The organism is Bradyrhizobium sp. CCBAU 45384 (assembly GCF_028128665.1).
Lineage (GTDB): Bacteria > Pseudomonadota > Alphaproteobacteria > Rhizobiales > Xanthobacteraceae > Bradyrhizobium > Bradyrhizobium manausense.
In genome coordinates, this window is the sequence record NZ_LBIZ01000009.1 from 1 (window position 1) to 14,918 (window position 14,918).

Annotated in this window: 15 protein-coding genes and 1 tRNA gene; 7 read left to right on the forward strand and 9 right to left on the reverse strand. The window is 65.4% G+C overall.

Going from position 1 to position 14,918, the window contains the following annotated elements; all coding sequences use genetic code 11:
* Positions 1-20: 20 nt before the first annotated feature.
* Positions 21-437 carry a Tautomerase enzyme gene (locus XH80_RS02110; RefSeq protein WP_128962227.1) on the reverse strand — a complete coding sequence of 139 codons (417 nt, stop codon included), beginning with the start codon at positions 435-437 and terminating at the stop codon, positions 21-23.
* A gap of 105 nt (positions 438-542) precedes the next feature.
* On the opposite strand from XH80_RS02110, the gene XH80_RS02115 reads away from it, so the two are divergent.
* Entirely contained in the window at positions 543-1,103 is a 561-nt protein-coding gene (locus tag XH80_RS02115; protein ID WP_271597131.1) for a TetR family transcriptional regulator, read from the forward strand.
* 132 nt (positions 1,104-1,235) lie between these two features.
* Here the strand turns inward: XH80_RS02115 and XH80_RS02120 are convergent, their stop codons facing one another.
* The 6 genes from XH80_RS02120 to XH80_RS02145 all read right to left on the reverse strand — a co-directional run bounded on the left by XH80_RS02120 (position 1,236) and on the right by XH80_RS02145 (position 6,940).
* Positions 1,236-2,429, reverse strand: a complete 1,194-nt coding sequence (locus XH80_RS02120) for a CaiB/BaiF CoA transferase family protein (RefSeq protein ID WP_271597132.1) — start codon at positions 2,427-2,429, stop codon at positions 1,236-1,238.
* A 34-nt stretch (positions 2,430-2,463) separates the two neighbouring features.
* On the reverse strand, positions 2,464-3,393 hold the full coding sequence (locus XH80_RS02125; RefSeq protein ID WP_271597133.1) for a glycine reductase: 930 nt from the start codon (positions 3,391-3,393) through the stop codon (positions 2,464-2,466).
* An 82-nt stretch (positions 3,394-3,475) separates the two neighbouring features.
* A complete protein-coding gene (locus XH80_RS02130; RefSeq protein WP_057753767.1) occupies positions 3,476-4,057 on the reverse strand; it encodes a GDP-mannose pyrophosphatase in 582 nt (193 codons plus the stop codon).
* A 9-nt stretch (positions 4,058-4,066) separates the two neighbouring features.
* On the reverse strand, positions 4,067-4,498 hold the full coding sequence (locus tag XH80_RS02135) for a GNAT family acetyltransferase (protein ID WP_271597134.1): 432 nt from the start codon (positions 4,496-4,498) through the stop codon (positions 4,067-4,069).
* Between the two features lie 2 nt (positions 4,499-4,500).
* Complete coding sequence (locus tag XH80_RS02140) at positions 4,501-5,928, reverse strand: FAD-binding oxidoreductase (RefSeq protein WP_271597135.1); 1,428 nt, start codon at positions 5,926-5,928, stop codon at positions 4,501-4,503.
* A gap of 22 nt (positions 5,929-5,950) precedes the next feature.
* Complete coding sequence (locus tag XH80_RS02145; RefSeq protein ID WP_271597136.1) at positions 5,951-6,940, reverse strand: L-threonylcarbamoyladenylate synthase; 990 nt, start codon at positions 6,938-6,940, stop codon at positions 5,951-5,953.
* Between the two features lie 68 nt (positions 6,941-7,008).
* On the opposite strand from XH80_RS02145, the gene XH80_RS02150 reads away from it, so the two are divergent.
* The 4 genes from XH80_RS02150 (at position 7,009) to XH80_RS02165 (ending at position 12,027) form a co-directional block, all read left to right on the forward strand.
* Positions 7,009-7,085 (forward strand) — tRNA-Pro (locus XH80_RS02150).
* 242 nt (positions 7,086-7,327) lie between these two features.
* Positions 7,328-9,115: a sensor histidine kinase gene (locus XH80_RS02155; protein WP_271597137.1), complete on the forward strand. Its 1,788-nt coding sequence runs from the start codon at positions 7,328-7,330 to the stop codon at positions 9,113-9,115.
* Positions 9,112-10,470, forward strand: a complete 1,359-nt coding sequence (locus XH80_RS02160) for a sigma-54-dependent transcriptional regulator (RefSeq protein ID WP_271597138.1) — start codon at positions 9,112-9,114, stop codon at positions 10,468-10,470. Before XH80_RS02155 ends, XH80_RS02160 begins: the two co-directional genes overlap by 4 nt.
* 243 nt (positions 10,471-10,713) lie before the next feature.
* Entirely contained in the window at positions 10,714-12,027 is a 1,314-nt protein-coding gene (locus tag XH80_RS02165; protein ID WP_271597221.1) for an MFS transporter, read from the forward strand.
* Between the two features lie 32 nt (positions 12,028-12,059).
* Here XH80_RS02165 and XH80_RS02170 read toward each other — a convergent pair whose 3' ends face one another.
* Both XH80_RS02170 and XH80_RS02175 read right to left on the reverse strand, forming a co-directional pair.
* Positions 12,060-12,386, reverse strand: coding sequence for a hypothetical protein (locus tag XH80_RS02170; RefSeq protein WP_271597139.1), 327 nt, complete (start codon positions 12,384-12,386; stop codon positions 12,060-12,062).
* Between the two features lie 212 nt (positions 12,387-12,598).
* Positions 12,599-12,823, reverse strand: coding sequence for a hypothetical protein (locus XH80_RS02175; protein ID WP_220000572.1), 225 nt, complete (start codon positions 12,821-12,823; stop codon positions 12,599-12,601).
* A 270-nt stretch (positions 12,824-13,093) separates the two neighbouring features.
* Here XH80_RS02175 and XH80_RS02180 point away from each other — a divergent pair, with 270 nt between their 5' ends.
* Together XH80_RS02180 and XH80_RS02185 are read left to right on the forward strand one after the other, a co-directional pair.
* Complete coding sequence (locus XH80_RS02180) at positions 13,094-14,053, forward strand: N-carbamoyl-D-amino-acid hydrolase (protein ID WP_271597140.1); 960 nt, start codon at positions 13,094-13,096, stop codon at positions 14,051-14,053.
* Positions 14,054-14,327: 274 nt separating this feature from the next.
* On the forward strand, positions 14,328-14,882 hold the full coding sequence (locus XH80_RS02185) for a TetR/AcrR family transcriptional regulator (protein ID WP_271597141.1): 555 nt from the start codon (positions 14,328-14,330) through the stop codon (positions 14,880-14,882).
* Positions 14,883-14,918: the final 36 nt, after the last annotated feature.

Consider the following 14,918-nt stretch of genomic DNA (forward strand, 5'->3'; position numbering starts at 1 on the left):
AAAACCTGTACTCGCTCGCTTCAAGCCGCAGCGACCGCCGATCCGAGCGCGGCGTTGCTGAACGCCTCGCCGCCGATGCCCCAGCCGCCGTCCACGGCGTAGCTGACATTTGCAAAAATATGCTCGCGCTTGATGCGTCCCTCGGCCGCCTTCTCGATGATGGCAGTTCCCTCGGAGATCCAGGCGTCCTTCAGCTCCTGCGTCGGCAGCACGAAGGACGGCACCTTGAGCTCGAACACGGCGATGTCCGCGGGCTTGCCGCCGGAATAGGTGCGCCGCTTCGGCACCACGGTCACCTCGCCGATGACGTTCGGCGTCATGAAGCGGTTGCCGGTGAGGCCGTGCAGGCGCAGCAGCAGTTCGGTCAGCTTGCCGAACGCCTCGGCTTCCCCTGATGGCGTCAGCGCGCCTTCGGGAACGATGATCTGGATAGGCATAGAGAGGTCTCCCTTTGAACCGTAAGATAACGGTCGCTATATAAAACATAACGATCGTTATCTCGTCAAGCCTAATATAACGATCGCTATCGAGAGGTGACGACGATGGCACGACCGAAGAAGAGCGATGGAGACGCACGCACGCGGCTGGCGGACGCGGTCGGGCGCGGCTTCCGCACCGGTGGATTCGGCGGCGCCGGCGTGGACGCGCTCGCAAAGGGCGCGGGCCTCACGTCGGGGGCGTTCTACGCCCATTTCGAGTCCAAGGCGGATGCGTTCCGGCTCGCGGTCGCGGACGGGCTCGCCTTCCTGCGCGGCGGCATCGCCCAGTTTCAGGCGCAACATGGCAGCGGCTGGCGCGATCCTTTCATCAATTTCTATCTGGGTGAGCGAATGGAGGTCGGTCTCGACGAAGCCTGCGCGCTGCCGAGCTTCTCCTCCGACGTCGCGCGCGCGGACGCGGCCACGCGCGCCGTCTACCAGGGTGAGCTGGAGCGTCTCGCGGACCTCGTCGCGCAGGGTTTTCGCGGTACGCATGCGCGGCAGCGCGCGCTGGCACTGCTGGCGATCCTGACCGGCGCGGCCGACATGGCCCGCGCGGTGAAGGACGATGCCGTCAGGCGCGAGATTCTCGCCGCCGCCAAGATCGCGGCGAAGGCGATCTAACTTGGTTCGCAGGCGCGTGCGGTCGATCTCGATGCAGTAGGGTGGGCAAAGCGCAAGCGTGCCCACGCGTTTTTCGTGACCGAGAGGGATCGTGGGCACGGCGCAAGGGCGCCTTTGCACGGCAGCGGAGTTCTACACGATCTCCCGCGCCCTCAGCGCTGCGATCTCCGCCGCGTCAAATCCGAGCTCGCCCAGCACCGCATCCGTATCCGCGCCGAGCTCCGGCGCCATCCGGTCGAGCCGGCCGCCGCCATGGGCGAGCTGGAAGCCGCTGCCGGCAAAGCGCAGGCGGCCATAGGGCGTGTCCAGCTCCTGGATCGCGCCGCGCGCCCTGATCTGCGGGTGGTCGATCACCTCCTCGATCTTCCAGATGCTGGCGCAGGGTGCGCCGGCATCCTCGAGGATCGTCTCCCATTCGCGCGCGGGTTTTGCCGCCAGCGCCTCTTCGATGATGGCCCGAAGTGCCGGTTCGTTCTCGTTGCGGGAAAACCAGTCGGCAAAGCGCGGATCGCTCAGCGTATCCTCGCGGCCGAGCGTGGTCATCAGCGCGCGGTACTGCTTCTCATTGTTGACCGCGAGCAGGATGTAGCCGTCGCCCGCCTTGAACAGGTTCGCGGTGGTCTTGCGGCTGACGGCCTGGTTGCCGGAAAGCCGCTGGCGATGGCCGGCGACCGACCAGTCCGCGATTTGCCCCGAAAGAAATGCCAGCGTCGCCTCCAGCATGGAGACGTCGACGAGCTGGCCCTTGCCGGTGCGGTCGCGTTGGTACAGCGCGCTCGACACGGCAAATGCGGCCGTTGCGCCCGAGAGCACGTCGCACACCGCAAAGCCGGCGCGCGTCGGGCCCGTCGAGGGGTGACCCGTGATCGCCATGATGCCCGACAGCGCCTGCATCTTGCCGTCATAGCCGGGCCGCAGACGATCCGGGCCGGTCTGGCCGAAGCCCGACACCGCGCAATAGATCAGTTTTGGATTGATCGCCGACAGCGCCTCGTAGCCGATGCCGAGCTTGTCCATCACGCCCGGGCGGAAGTTTTCCATGACGACGTCGACCGCGGCGGCAAGCTTCTTCACGATCGCGATCGCGTCAGGCTTTTGCAAGTCGAGCGTCAGGCTGCGCTTGTTGCCGTTGATGGCCTGGAACGCCGGGGCCAGTCCGCGCTCGGCCCATTCGCGGGACAGCGGCGTGCGGCGCATATCCTCGCCCTCGCGCCGCTCGACCTTGATGACGTCGCCGCCCAGCAGCGCGAGCTGGTAGCTCGCATAGGGCCCGGCCAGCACTTGCGTGAAATCCAGGATCTTCACGCCCTCGAACGGTCGCGTCACGTCTCTCTCCCGACGGTTATTGTTAAGGAAGACGTCAGGCGGCGCGGTTGCCGCGCGCGATCTCCTTCTGCTTGTCGAATTCGGCGCGGCGGCGCGCCAGCTCCTCCGGCGACAGCTGCGCGACGTTGTTATAGTCGAGCTTCCAGGAGGCGTCCTCGCTCCAGCGCAGCGGCGACTGCATCGTGGTCTGCGGCCCGCTCGCGGTCTCCAGCAGCGTGAGCGCCAGCTCCAGCGTCTGTGCCTGCGAGGCGATGTCATGCGGCTTGCCGGCGGAGTTGCCGAGCGGGAAGTCGCTGAACAGAAAGCGCGGCACGGCCGCGTGCTCGATGATGTCCTTGGCACAGCCCATGATCACGGTCGCAATGCCATTGGCCTCGAGATGCCGCGCCACCAGCGCGGTGGTCTGGTGGCAGACCGGGCAGTTCGGCACCAGCACCGCGACGTCGACCGCATCAGTGAGGCAGCGCGCCAGGATCTCCGGCGCGTCGGTGTCGAGCGTGACGCGATGGCTGCGATTGGTCGGCGCGCCGAAAAAGCGCGGGCTCACCTCGCCGATGCGGCCGGCGGCTTTCGCCTTCAACAGTTGCGGCAGTGGAAACCAGGTGCCGTTATCTGTCGCCGTGGTGTGCTTGCGGTCGTAGCCGATATGGGAGATGCGCAGGTCGTGCTGCTTCGACGTGTCACCGTCATAGACCTGGTAAAACTTCGCGCTGCCATTGTACGCCGCGCCGGGCCCCTGGTCGCCTTTGCCGGGATCATAGGGCGCCGCCGTGGTGATGATGGTGACGCGAGACTGCGCCAGCGGCTTCTTCAGCTTCTGGAACGGCGCTGTGGTGTAATGCGCCCAGCGATATGGCGTGGTGTAGCCGATCGCGCTGTAATAATCCCGCGTCCGCTGCATATAGGGGACCGGGGAATCGTAATCGGGCGCAAAGCCGAATTCATCGTCGCGCGGAGCGGACATGGGCGCGTCTCCTGGTTCTTGGTTAGCGCCAGACTAGAGGTAGTTTTCGGGTTGCTCAAGCGGGGCGAGGTGAATAGCGCACCTACCGAAAAATATGCAGTGCCGCGTATTGCAGCAGCATGATCGCCTTGCCGTCGATGATCCTGCCGTCCGCGATCATCGCCAGGGCCTCATCGATGCCGAGCTCCAGCACCTCGATGTCCTCGCCCTCATGCTCGAGGCCGCCGCCGTCGCTGACCCGCATATGCGGCTCGTACTCGGCGACGAAGAAATGCAGCTTCTCGGTGATGGCACCAGGGCTCATGAAGGCTTCAAACACCTTGTGCACATGGTGCAGGCGATAGCCGGTTTCTTCCTCGGCCTCGGCGCGGATGCGGGCTTCGGGCTCGGCATTGTCGAGCACGCCGGCGGCCGCTTCGATCAGCAGATCGTCGTAACCGCGGATGAAAGCCGGCAGGCGGAACTGCTTCACCAGGATCACGCTGCGCTGGGCGCGATGATACGGCAGGATGGCGGCGGCGTTGTCGCGCTCATAGGTCTCGCGCTTCTGTGTCTGCCATTCGCCATTGGCGCGCCGGTAGTCGAACGTGGTGCTCTTCAGCGTGGTCCAGCCGTCCGAGAGCACGCGGACGTCCTTGATGCGGACGCGGTCGGAAATGGTCATGATTGTCTTTCAGTGTTCGCGGCCGTCGAGCCACTTCTGGAACATCACGGAGGTCGATTCCTCGAAACGGAGCGACTGGTAGAAGGCATTGGCCTGCGCATTCTCGCGGCGGACCAGGAGCTGGAGCTTTGCGATGCCGGACGCGCGCAGCCAGTCCTCGGCCGCCGACATGATGGCGCGACCATAGCCGCGCTTGCGTGCATCGGGATCGACCGCGACGTAATAGACCCAGCCGCGATGACCGTCATGGCCGACCATGACGGTCGCCACGATCGCGCCGGCGTCGCGGCCAACGAGCACCGTCGAGTTTTCTCGCCGCCGCGCCAGCGCGATATCGGCGTGCGGATCGTTCCAGGGGCGCGTCAGGCCGCAGCGCTGCCACAGCGCCACCACCGGCTCGACTTCGGTATCGTCGATCGGATCGATCTTGAGAGCGGACATGCCTACAGCACCTTCCCCGGATTCATGATTCCCAGCGGATCGAGCATCGCCTTGATCGACCTCATCAGCTCGATCGCGGTCTTGTCTTTCACCTCGGGCAGCTCGTCACGCTTGAGCACGCCGATGCCGTGCTCGGCCGAGATCGAGCCGCCCATGCGCAGCACGATCTCGAACACCACGGCGTTCATCTCATGCCAGCGGGCGAGAAAGTCAGCGGTGTTGGCGCCGATGGGCTCGCTGACATTGTAATGCAGATTGCCGTCGCCGAGATGGCCGAACGGCACCGGCCGCGCGCCGGGGATCAGCTTGATCACCGCGGCATTGGCTTCCTCGATGAAGTCAGGCACCGCGGCGACGGGAACGGAGATGTCGTGCTTGATCGAGCCGCCCTCCGGTTTTTGTGCCGCCGACATCTCCTCGCGCAGTTTCCAGAAGGCGTTGCGTTGGGTCAGGTTGGCCGCGATCACGGCGTCGTCGACGATCTCCTCTTCCATGGCGCGGCCAAGAATCGTCTCCAGCGGCGTGCGGGCGTCGTCGCTGGCTGTGGACAATTCCATCAGCACGTACCAGGGGTGCTTCTCTGCGAGCGGATCGCGCACGTCGATGCCGTGGCGGACCGAGAAATCGACCGCCATCTCCGACAGCAGCTCAAAGCTCGTCAGCGCATTCGCGGCCTCGCTCTGCGCGATGGTCAAAAGCTTGAGCGCGGCCGCCGGCGATTTCAGCCCCACATAGGCGGTCTCGATCGCCCGCGGCTTCGGAAACAGTTTGAGCGTCGCCGCGGTGATGATGCCGAGCGTGCCTTCCGCGCCGATGAAGAGATTGTGCAGATTGTAGCCGGTATTGTCCTTCTTCAGCTTCGACAGCACGTTGAGCACGCGCCCGTCGGCGAGCACGACCTCAAGCCCCAGCGCCATCTCGCGCGCGACGCCATAGGCGAGCGCGGCGGTACCGCCGGCATTGGTCGAGAGGTTGCCGCCGATGGTGCAGCTGCCTTCCGCGCCCAGCGACAGCGGAAACAGGCGGTCGACGTCGGCGGCCTTCGCTTGCGCGATCTGCAAGATCACGCCGGCCTCACATGTCATGGTGTTGGAGGCGGTGTCGACCTCGCGGATCTTGTCCAGCCGCCGCAGCGACACCACGACCTCGCCGTTGTGCGGCGTCTGCCCGCCGACCAGCCCGGTATTGCCGCCCTGCGGCACCAGCGCGATTCTGTGCTCGGAGGCGAGCTTGCAGATCGCGGACACTTCCGCCGTCGAGCCCGGGCGCAGCACCAGCGGCGAGCGGCCGTGGAAGAGGTTGCGCTCCTCGGTGACGTAGGCCTCGATATCACTGGGATCGGTGATGGCATGACGATCGCCGACGATCTTGCGAAATTGGTCGACCAGCTCGGGCGCGAGCGGCGGGGTGGCGGATTGATTGATATTCATGGTCTCGTCTCTTCTTCCACACTTACCGCGCAACTGCCGCGCGCCGCAGCCGGTCATTGATCGCTTCGCCCAGGCCTTCTTCCGGAATCGTCATCACGGCAATCGCCTTGGGTGCCTTCGCATCGAGGCTGCGAAGATAGCCGAACAGATTGGCCGCGGCTTCATCGAGATCAGCAGTGGACGACAAATTCATGATGGCGGCAGCGGCGTCCTGGCCGGGCAGGCGCGCAGGGCCAAATGCCAGCAGCGCCTCGCCGGGCGCAATGTCCTGTGCGTGAAGCCGCACGGTCGCGCGCGGCGCGTAATGCGAGGCCAGCATGCCCGGCGCCAGCGGCTGGCTGTCGTCGCTGTCGGCCTCGACAGGCGGCCGCGTCAGCGGCGCACCGAGCACGGCCTCGATCCTCTCGCGCGAGAGTCCACCGGGGCGGAGCAGCATCGGCGCCTCAAAGCAGCCAACAATCGTCGATTCGACGCCGACCGCAACAGGTCCGCCGTCGATGATCAGGTCGATCCGTCCCGCAAGATCGCTCTCGACATGGGCCGCCAGCGTCGGCGAGACGTGGCCGGAGATATTTGCGGACGGTGCCACCACCGCCCCGCCAAAGGCGCGCAGGATCGCCTCCGCTACGGGGTGCGCGGGAATGCGGATCGCGACGGTGTCGAGGCCGGCGGTGGCCAGATCGGCAACGGGGCAGTCCTCGGTCTTCGGCACCACCAGCGTCAGCGGTCCCGGCCAGAACGCCTCCGCAAGCCTGATCGCGCGCGCATCGAACCTGCCGATCCGCCGTGCCGCCGCGAGGTCGGGGACATGGGCGATCAACGGATTGAACGCCGGCCGGCCCTTGGCGCTGTAGATGTGAGCGACCGCTGTGGCATTGGCGGCGTCGGCGCCGAGCCCATAGACCGTCTCGGTCGGAAACGCGACCAGCCCGCCGGCGGCGAGGGTCCGGGCGGCGGCTTGTGCGCCGGCCTCGCCGGCCGGCAAAATCAGCGTTTCAAGACCCGTTTTCACAGGGACAAAATTCCTCTTATCGGCCGCTTGCGGTGCGCCAAGCCCGACGCTATAAGCCGGCCTCTTGTCGGAGTGTGGCTCAGCCCGGTAGAGCACTGCGTTCGGGACGCAGGGGTCGCAGGTTCGAATCCTGCCACTCCGACCATTCTTCCAAAAGTTGGCATTTTCCAAAGGCTTGGCGGACCGGCCGCCAGGGCCTCCAGGGTCCTTTTTGCAACGATTTTGCAGGCGGGTCCACGACCGATTTGCCCTTCGCAGGCTGACCTGTTCCGCGGGCATGGCTAATGGCTCGGCCGACGTCGCGTCCCCCGAGCGGCCGGCCGGACGTTCCGCCAACGCCGTCGGCGATGTGGTACCTAGCGATATCGCCTCGATCCGGAGCCTCGATTGCAACCTCCTCGTCCAGTCCCGCTGCGGCACGCGCTGATCGCAGCATTTGCGCTCGCGGCGATCGCGGCGGCGGGCTGGCTGGCTTACGTGCTGGCGCTCGATGCCGGCTTTGCGCGGATGCAGCGGGAGGGCAATGACCGGCTCGCGCTGATCGCCAGCACTTTCGATGCGACCGTCGCGCGCTATCGCTACCTGCCGGCGGTGTTGGCGCTCGCCGATCCCATTCGCGAGCTCTACCGCGATCCGCAGGATGCAGCAGCGATCGCTGCCGCCAATCACCACCTCAAATCCCTCAACCAGGGTGCGCGATCCGCGGAGCTGTATGTGCTCGATACTACCGGCGTTGCGCTGGCGGCGAGCAATTTCGATCAGGAGTCGAGTTTCGTCGGATATAATTACGCATTTCGCCCCTATTTCGTCGATGCCATGCGCGCCGGCGAAGGTCATTATTACGCCGTTGGTGCCACGACAGGACAGCCCGGCTATTTCCTGTCGCATCGGATCACGGAGGGCGGCAAAACCCTCGGCGTCGCCGTGGTCAAGATCGATCTCTCTGCGGTAGAGGCCGATTGGGCGCGGGCGGGCGATCTCGTGGCGATGGAAGACGAGAACGGCGTGGTCTTTCTCGCCAGCCGCGCGGACTGGAAGTATCGCCCGCTGCTGCCGGTTCCCGCCGAACGCCTCGCAGAGCTGAATGCCGCGCAGCAATTCGGCCAGGCCATCGACGCCGCGCCGATCTTCGTGCCCAAGAGCAGCCGCCGGGGCATCGAGATCGGTCACGCGCGCGGCCGCGGCAATACCGAGCTCGGGGAGTACGCGCTTCAGATCCGCCCGCTCGATCAGGGCTGGAAGCTGCTGTTGTTCTCCGACGTCGTGGATGCACGGCGCAACGCGGCGACCGTCGCGATCGCCGGAATGTTCGCTCTCATCGCCTTGCTGCTGGTGGTGCTGGTGGCCTATCAGCGGCGTCAGGTCGTCAGGGCCAAGCTCGAGGCGCATGACGTTCTCGAGCGTCGGGTGGCCGAGCGTACGGAAGAGCTGCGCCGGACCCTCGAGAGCCTGGTCCAGAGCGCCAAGCTCGCCAGCCTCGGTCAGGCACTGGCCGGCGTCGCGCACGAGATCAACCAACCGCTGGCCGCGCTGATCACCTATGTCGCCAGCAGCCGCGTCCTGCTCCGCCGCAACGAAGTCGATCGCGCGGCTGAGAACCTCGACCTGATGTCGTCGATTGCCGAGCGCATGATGGCGCTGATCGACCACTTACGGATGTTCGCGCGCAAGGAAACCGGCTCGCGCAGCGCCGTCGCGCTCGCGCCCGTCATCGACAACGCGGTCCGCCTGCTGCAATACCGCATCGAACACGAGCATATCGAGGTGGTGCGCATCGCGCCCGCCGAGCCGCTTTACAGCTTTGCCAATCCGATTCGGCTCGAGCAAGTCGTGGTCAATCTGTTGTCGAATGCAATCGATGCGATGCGCGAGTCCGAGCGGCGCTTGCTTAAGGTGGCGCTCGGCAGCGAAGCCGCCAACGCCGTGATCGAGGTCACCGACACCGGGGCCGGCATCGCGGCCGAACACGTCAAATCGCTGTTCGATCCGTTCTTCACCACCAAGGAGGTTGGCGAGGGACTTGGCCTCGGGCTTTCGATCTCGTACGGAATCGTCAGGGAGTTCGGGGGCGACATCTTGGTGGACAGCGTGCCGGGCAGGGGGTCGACTTTCAGGGTCGTCATTCCGCTGATGGATGTCGCGCCGGCCTCGCAACATCGGGAATTGCAGGCATGAGTGGCACCGTGCTCGTCGTCGACGACGAGGAGATCGTCCGCAATTCGGTGCGGCAATGGCTGGAGCTCGGCGGCTTCACGGTTCGCGCTGCCGCCGGCGCCGACGAGGCCATGCGCTTGGTGAAAGACGTTCCGCCCGACGCCGTCCTGACCGATTTTCGCATGCCGCAACGATCCGGGCTCGACTTGATGCGCGACATTCACCGCGTCGATCCCGACATTCCCGTGGTGCTCCTGACTGCGCATGGCGACGTGCCGCTGGCGGTGGCCGCCATGCGCGAGGGCGCCTACGATCTCCTGCAGAAGCCTCACGACCCCGAGCTGCTGTCGGCGGTCATCACCCGTGCGGTCGAGCGGCGGCAACTCAAATTGCAGCTCCGCCAGCTGTCCGATCGGCTGGCCGCGCCCGGCGCGATCGATGCGCGCCTGATCGGCCTGTCGCGGCCGATGGAAGCGGTGCGGGCCAGCGTGCTCGAGCTCGCCGGTCACGATCGCGACGTCATCATCACCGGCGAGACCGGCACCGGCAAGGAGGTGGTGGCGCGGGTCCTGCACGATTTCGGAGCGCGTGCGAAGCGGCCGTTCGTCGCCGTGAACTGCGCCGCGATTCCGGCCGAGCTGTTCGAAAGCGAATTGTTCGGTCACGAGGCCGGGGCCTTCACCGGTGCGCGTGGCGCCCGCGTCGGAAAATTCGAGCACGCCAATGGCGGCACGCTGTTGCTCGACGAGATCGAGAGCATGCCGCTGCCGTTCCAGGCCAAGATCCTGCGCGCGCTCCAGGAGCGCACCATCGAGCGGGTCGGCTCCAACAAGCTGCTGCCGGTCGATGTTCGCGTCGTCGCGGCGGCCAAGGGCGATCTTGCCTCCGAGAGCCGTCAGGGACGTTTCCGCTCCGATCTCTATTTCCGCCTTGCCGCGGCGGAGATTCACCTGCCGCCGCTGCGCGAGCGCGGCAACGACATCCTGCTGCTGTTCGAGCATTTTGCCGCTGCGGCCGCCAAGGGCGCCGGCCGCACCATGGCGCCGCTGCGGGCGGACGATCTCGATGCGCTGCTCGCCCATGACTGGCCTGGCAATGTGCGTGAGCTGAAGAACGTCGCCGAGCGCTATGCGCTGGGACTCGCGGCGACCGGCCGCAGCGTTGCCGAGATACTGCGGCGGGGCGAGCCGGGAGCGCCGCAGCGGACGCTCGCCGATCGCGTCGCGTCCTATGAACGCGCGCTGATCGAGGCCGCCTTGCGCGAGCACGATTGGTCGATTGCAGCCGTCACCGCGGAGCTTGGCGTGCCGCGCCGGACGCTGAACGAGAAGATGGCGAAATACGCGCTGGCGCGGCCCGGCCGCAAGGAGCCCTGAGTCGGTAACGCCATCGGCGGAAATCCGCCGATGGCGGCTGTCGCATCGGCGGATTCCTGCCGATGCTCGTGCCCCGCGAGGTCGTCCTCCCCGGGAAATGTAGGCAATTCCCGCAGTTTTCCGCATTTCCGCATGTCACTCACGATTGGCATGGCCGTTGCTGAAGCAGCGACGAAGCCATCCGGTTTTCCAATAAATCTGCGGAGGAATGTCGTGAGTTCACAGGAAGCCTCGATCCAGACCATGGGTGCGCCCGTCACGGAGACGCGCGCGAAGGCCGCTGACATGAAGCGCCGGCTGCGCGCGATCTTCATCGGCTCGGTCGGCAATCTCGTCGAGTGGTACGATTTCTATGCCTATGCGGCGTTCTCGCTCTATTTCGCCAAGGCGTTCTTCCCCGATGGCGACGAGGTGGTGCAGCAGCTCAATGCGGCGCTGCTGTTCGCGGCGGGCTTTCTGGTGCGCCCGCTCGGCGGCTGGCTGTTCGGCCATCTCGCCGACCGCCATGGCCGGCGCAATGCACTGACGCTGTCGGTCGTGATGATGTGCTTCGGCTCGCTGGTCATCGCGGTGACGCCGACCTACGCTTCGATTGGTCTTGCCGCTCCCGTCGTCCTCGGCCTTGCACGGATCCTGCAAGGGCTGAGTCTGGGCGGCGAATACGGTACCAGCGCCACCTATCTCAGCGAGGTCGCCGACGAGAAGAACCGCGGCTTCTACTCCAGCTTTCAATACGTGACGCTGATCGGCGGCCAGCTCTGCGCCATCCTCGTGCTGCTTCTGCTGCAGAAGGTCTTTCTCTCGACCGACGAGATCCGTGCCTGGGGCTGGCGTGTGCCGTTTGCATTCGGCGCCGTGCTGGCGGTCGTCGCCGCCTTGATGCGGAGCAACCTTCACGAGACCGATGCCTTCAAGACCAGCCGGGTCACCGTGAAGAAATCCGGCTCGATCCGCGCGCTGCTGAACTATCCGCGCGAGCTGATGCTGGTGGTGGGGCTGACGATGGGCGGCACTGCGGCATTCTACACCTACACCACCTATATGCAGAAGTTTCTCCGCCTCTCGGTGAAGCTGACCGACGACCAGACCACCATGGTGACGGCGGGCAGCCTCGTCTTCGCGATGGTGTTGCAACCGGTCTATGGTGCGATCTCCGACCGCATCGGTCGCAAATGGCTGCTGATCGGCTTCGGCGTATCAGGCACGCTGTTCACGATTCCCCTGTTGACGACGCTGCAGGCGGTTCACGATGGGTTTTCGGCCTTCCTGCTGATCGCCGCCGCCTGGATGATCGTGTCGGGCTATACCGCGATCAACGCGGTGGTGAAGGCCGAGCTGTTTCCGACCAGCGTCCGCGCGACGGGGGTTGGGGTGCCCTATGCGCTCACCGTCTCGATCTTCGGCGGCACCGCCGAATCCATTGCGCTGTGGTTCAAGTCCATCGGTCACGAAAGCTGGTTCTACTGGTACCTGACCGGCTGCATCGCGGTGTCGCTGCTGGTCTACCTGACCATGCGGGACACCAGGACGGAGTCGGCGATGGACCGTCACGAATAGGCCGGGGCACTATACCGGCGGTGGAGACGGTCTCACCGCCGCGCCACCAGCATGCCCAGCAGAAATGCCACCATCAGTGATGGCAGCGGGGCCTCGCGCACCATGCCGCGGACGATGTCGGACCAGTGCTGCTCGGGGACGAGCCCTGGCGACCTGATCCGGGCCGTCGGCGCGATGCCCCATTGTGACGCGAGCTCGGCGATCTCGCTTGAGGCCAGACGCACGCCGTCGCGCACGCGGAAGATCGCGGCCTCCGCGCGCTCGCGCGGCGCGAGCAGCATCACGGTTGCGACCGCCGTGCGCAGCGTCATCTCGCCAAAACCTTGCAGCCTCACCGACTCCTCAGGTTCGGACGTCATGCAAAAATCCTCACAGCGCGAAGTGGTGCGCGATGGTGAAGGCCGCCGTCGCGCACAGCACCAGCGTGGAAACCGCGCCGGCCACGCCACGCGCGAAATGGGCTCGCGTCAGATGCCTGGACATGATTTTGCTCCATGCTTCACCATGCCAATGGCGGGGCGGAGCGTTGGTTCCGCGCGCTGTGCCGAATTTGTCCTGCGTGCCGCGCCAGTTACTTCCGCAGCAATTCCCGCAACGCCGCCGTCGCCTCGGCGCAGCGGATGTCGTCGATCTCCCTGGACAGGCTGAGCGCGCTCGCTTTCAGCTCTTCCACCTTCCAGCTTTCGGGATGCTGGCTCTCGAGCTGGCTGAGCCGCTTGTTCAGATCGTCCAATTTGGATTGAAGCTGCCCGATGCTGGCGGCTCCATTCACGTTCCAAACGCGTTGTGCACGCATCGTCGTTCCCCTGACTTGTCTCACGGCGTTGTGAGCAGGGTTCGTGGCCGCAATGGGCGTTTCTTTTGTCCGGTCTTAGATCGTTGGGAACCGTTGCAGATAGGCAACGAAAGTTGCTGGAATGCCTGATTGCGCCGAAATTCCTTGCGGCGTCAGATCGAACAGGCGCGGAATGTGCATGCGCCCGGGCGGATATGCCCGGCTGGATATGCGCGACCGGATATTTGCGGCGGGGCTCGGGAAAACCGGTGAGCGAATGAGGGCAAACGCGTGGCGAGATTTTTGACCGTTGCAGCCGGCCAGCTTGGTCCGATCGCGAGACGCGAGACTCGGACCGAGGTCGTGGCGCGGCTGATGGCGTTGATGCGCCAGGCCAAGGCCAATGGCTGCGATCTGATCGTCTTTCCCGAGCTCGCGCTGACCACGTTCTTTCCGCGCTGGTATTTTGAGGATCAGTCCGAGATCGACAGCTTCTTTGAACGCGAGATGCCGGGGCCGGAGACGCAAGCGCTGTTCGATCTCGCGCGCGAGAGCGGCATCGGCTTTTGTCTCGGCTATGCGGAGCTCGCGGTCGAGGCCGGTCGCGTCCATCGCTACAACACGTCGATCCTCGTCGACAAAAGCGGCGCGACGCTTGCGAAGTACCGCAAGGTGCACCTGCCCGGTCATGCCGAGCATGAGCCCTGGCGCAAGTTTCAGCATCTGGAGAAGCGCTATTTCGAGCCCGGCTCCGGCTTCGGCGTCACCACCGCCTTCGGCGGTATGATGGGAATGGCGATCTGCAACGATCGCCGCTGGAGCGAGACCTACCGGGTGATGGGCCTGCAGGGCGTCGAGATGGTGATGATCGGCTACAACACGCCGGTGCACAATCCGCCGGCGCCGGAGCACGACGATCTCTCGCTGTTCCACAATCATCTGGTGATGCAATCGGGCGCCTACCAGAACGGCACCTTCGTGGTCGGCGTCGCCAAGGCCGGCGTTGAGGAGGGCGTCGATCATATCGGCGGCAGCTGCATCATCGCGCCATCAGGCGAGATCATCGCGCGATGCACCACCAAGGGCGACGAGCTCGCGCTCGCCCGCTGCGATCTCGATCTCTGCAACTCCTACAAGCGCACCACCTTCAATTTCGATGTTCACCGCCAGCCGCGGGCATACGGGATGATCGTGGAACGGAAGGGCGTGACGACCATGGCTGACGGGACGCCGGTGACGCCGAAGGGGTGATCGCCTCTCGCCTTCGTCATTCCGGGTCGTTGCGCAGCATCGAGTCTCGTAGGGTGGGCAAAGCGAAAGCGTGCCCACCTTCCGTCTCCGCATTCGCGAAAGATGGTGGGCACGGCGCTTCGCGCCTTTGCTCACCCTACGAGGCCAGGGACCACCAATCACGACCAATTGTCTTTATTTGGAAACGATCATTCCCTATTATCCCGCAATGCAAAAGGTCGCCCGAAAATCCGAGCCATCGGCCCATCCCCCCGGTCGGCCCCGGGAGTTCGACATGGACACCGCGCTGGACGGCGCCATCAGGGTGTTTTGCGAGCGCGGTTATCATGCGACCTCGATTGGAGAGCTGACGGCGGCCATGCGGCTGGCGACCGGGAGCGTCTACAAGGCGTTTCGCGACAAGCATGCCGTCTTCCTTGCCGCCTTCGAGCGCTACGTCGCGGTACGGAGCGAGCAGACCCGCAGCGCGGCCGCGCGCGGCGCCAATGGCCGCGAGCGGGTGCGCAACGTGCTGCACTCCTATGTCGAGCACTCGCAAGGCGCAGAGGGGCGACGCGGCTGCATCGTGGTCGGCAGCGCGGTCGAGCTGTCGGCGGTCGATCCGGTGATGCGTGCGCGCGTCACGGCGCAGCTCAAGACCAACGAAAGCTTCATCGCCGGCCTCATTCGCGAGGGCCAGGCCGACGGCTCGATCCCTGATCATGTCGACGCCGACGATACCGCGCGGCTGATGATCTGCATGACGCAGGGGCTGCGCGTGGTCGGCAAGGCACGCCTGCCGCTCGACGGCGAGCGCCTGGTAGGCGTCGCGCTGAAGTTGCTTGCCTGATGTTGCCGCATTGGGAAATGAACGTTTCCTATATGG

Bases quoted from the DNA above. Each gene is read 5' to 3' on its own strand.
- XH80_RS02110 (WP_128962227.1), bottom strand. From the start codon at position 437: ATGCCTATCCAGATCATCGTTCCCGAAGGCGCGCTGACGCCATCAGGG.
- XH80_RS02115 (WP_271597131.1), top strand. From the start codon at position 543: ATGGCACGACCGAAGAAGAGCGATGGAGACGCACGCACGCGGCTGGCG.
- XH80_RS02125 (WP_271597133.1), bottom strand. From the start codon at position 3,393: ATGTCCGCTCCGCGCGACGATGAATTCGGCTTTGCGCCCGATTACGAT.
- XH80_RS02130 (WP_057753767.1), bottom strand. From the start codon at position 4,057: ATGACCATTTCCGACCGCGTCCGCATCAAGGACGTCCGCGTGCTCTCG.
- XH80_RS02135 (WP_271597134.1), bottom strand. From the start codon at position 4,498: ATGTCCGCTCTCAAGATCGATCCGATCGACGATACCGAAGTCGAGCCG.
- XH80_RS02140 (WP_271597135.1), bottom strand. From the start codon at position 5,928: ATGAATATCAATCAATCCGCCACCCCGCCGCTCGCGCCCGAGCTGGTC.
- XH80_RS02160 (WP_271597138.1), top strand. From the start codon at position 9,112: ATGAGTGGCACCGTGCTCGTCGTCGACGACGAGGAGATCGTCCGCAAT.
- XH80_RS02165 (WP_271597221.1), top strand. From the start codon at position 10,714: ATGGGTGCGCCCGTCACGGAGACGCGCGCGAAGGCCGCTGACATGAAG.
- XH80_RS02170 (WP_271597139.1), bottom strand. From the start codon at position 12,386: ATGACGTCCGAACCTGAGGAGTCGGTGAGGCTGCAAGGTTTTGGCGAG.
- XH80_RS02175 (WP_220000572.1), bottom strand. From the start codon at position 12,823: ATGCGTGCACAACGCGTTTGGAACGTGAATGGAGCCGCCAGCATCGGG.
- XH80_RS02185 (WP_271597141.1), top strand. From the start codon at position 14,328: ATGGACACCGCGCTGGACGGCGCCATCAGGGTGTTTTGCGAGCGCGGT.